This window comes from Bartonella sp. AD328YNZD (assembly GCF_042196425.1).
Genome location: NZ_JBHIQG010000378.1, coordinates 1 through 2,196, shown reverse-complemented (window position 1 = coordinate 2,196; position 2,196 = coordinate 1). Strand labels below are relative to the sequence as shown.

At 35.4% G+C, this 2,196-nt stretch carries 1 protein-coding gene and 1 other RNA gene; both read left to right on the top strand.

The features are described from left to right. The first annotated feature begins 947 nt into the window (after window positions 1-947). An RNA gene (gene ffs, locus ACFIO3_RS11970) (signal recognition particle sRNA small type) lies at window positions 948-1,045 on the top strand. A gap of 222 nt (window positions 1,046-1,267) precedes the next feature. After that, window positions 1,268-2,196 (top strand): DNA polymerase III subunit gamma/tau (locus ACFIO3_RS11965; protein ID WP_375704518.1); only part of this gene is annotated, 929 nt, incomplete at its 3' end.

Below are 2,196 nucleotides of genomic sequence, written 5' to 3'. Positions count from 1 at the left end.
ATAACATCTACTCAAGATTTACATTCATAGATGTTAAAAGAAAAAATATTACGTATTTGATATTCTCGTTCACAATAAAAATGATGAAACTTTTTTATAAGTCAAGATATTGATTTATAAATAATAATTCTCTGTTCTGCATATTGAATGAGAGTCCTGAATATCGTAAGATTCTTTCATTTCAAACTTGTTTATCTTGAATCAATCAAAACCATCTCCTTGTACGTCAAAAGCGGGATGAGTGTGAGGATAAAACTGTATAAGAAAGGAGTAAAATGGCTTTTATGAACCATCTTAAGTGCCAAGGGCTGTTGCAACACCCACAAGTTGGCAAATATTAATGATGGTGCCGGCGTGCTTCTTCACAAATGTAAAGATGGAATTGCTCAATGGATTTATACCTCAGAAGCAGTATGTATACACTTTACAAGTGATGTGATGAAATCGAATTAAAAGTATTGAAAAATATTTCTTGTAAAAGCATGTGAATGTACAACATTCAATGTATTCTGTTTGAAGTGCTCTGTTTTGTATGAGAAGAGCGATACTATTAAATTAGTATTTATAATTATTCATAAACAATATTCTTCCTCTAAATTTCTCATTATAATTCATTGCACGATCTATATGCTTTATTTTCCTTTTTTGCCGTTGCAAATTTTAATGATTCAACTTCGTAATTTTAGAACAGACGGAGCTATCCTAAAATTCTTACAGGCAAGTTTGAACGAATGATTATAATTATACATTCAGATTATCTTAAACGAAGAAAATATTTTCATCCCCAATAAATATGAAAAACTCCTGCTATGAAAACTGATAAATCCTCAATCTCTTTGTTGTTTATATGTCAATAAATTAAACGCAAAGGAAAATTCTTTGTCGTTCTTAGGATATTTTTCGTTTCCGAGCTTGATTTTTCATTCCAAATCGACAATATGAACTTGGGAGGTTGGTGGTGGACGAACTACTCGCCAACTGGGTCAGGTCTGGAAAGAAGCAGCCCTAACGGGTTCTGGTACGGGTCATCGTGCCGACCTCCTGTTTTGCTGAAGAAATTATTTTTATGCTGTCTTTTAGCGAAGTATTTTTAATCTTCAAAGCGGCATTTGTATGCAATGAGTAGAGGGATTTGATTGTCTTTAAATAAAGGCTCCCATAAATAATTTGATTAAGAAAAAATCCTTTTATATGAAAGTACAGTATTGACCTATGCTTTTGTATTATCAAAATATACGCATAACAAACTTCGAAGTTGGAAACATTCATGGAAAGTGTACCGGTAGAAACAGCCTATCGTGTTCTTGCTCGTAAATATCGACCACAAAACTTCTCTGATCTCATTGGTCAAGAAGCTATGGTGCGTACTCTCACCAATGCCTTTGAAAAAGGTCGTATTGCACAAGCGTGGATGTTAACAGGGATTCGTGGCGTAGGTAAAACCACAACAGCACGTATTTTGGCACGTGCGCTCAATTATAAAACAAAAGATATTGACCAACCAACAACCATATTAGACTCTCTTGGTGAACATTGCGTACAAATTATCGAAGGACGCCATATTGATGTTATAGAAATGGATGCCGCTTCTCATACGGGCATTGACGATATTCGTGAAATTATTGAACAAATACGCTATCGTCCTGTTTCTGCGCGCTATAAGGTTTATATTATCGATGAAGTCCATATGCTCTCAACACAAGCCTTTAATGGTTTGTTGAAAACTCTTGAAGAACCACCATCCCATGTAAAATTTATTTTTGCCACAACAGAAATTCGCAAAGTTCCTATTACAATCCTTTCACGTTGCCAACGTTTCGATTTACGACGTATTGAATCAAAAGCTTTGAGTGCGCATTTGCGCCAAATTGCAAAATATGAAAAGGTAGAAGTGGAAGAGCAAGCACTCTCTATGATTGTTCGTGCTGCAGAAGGCTCTGCACGTGATGCATTATCCATTTTTGATCAAGCGATTGCCCATAGCAATGGCAATGTTAATGCTGTTGAAGTGCGTACAATGTTAGGGTTAGCTGATCAAGCACGTATTATCGATCTCTTTGAATTTATCATGAAGGGTAATGTTGTCAATGCATTACATGAATTACGCAGTCAATATGATGCAGGTGCTGATCCTCTTACTATATTGACAGAACTAGCCGATTTTAATCATCTGGTCACACGTTTACGTTTTACACC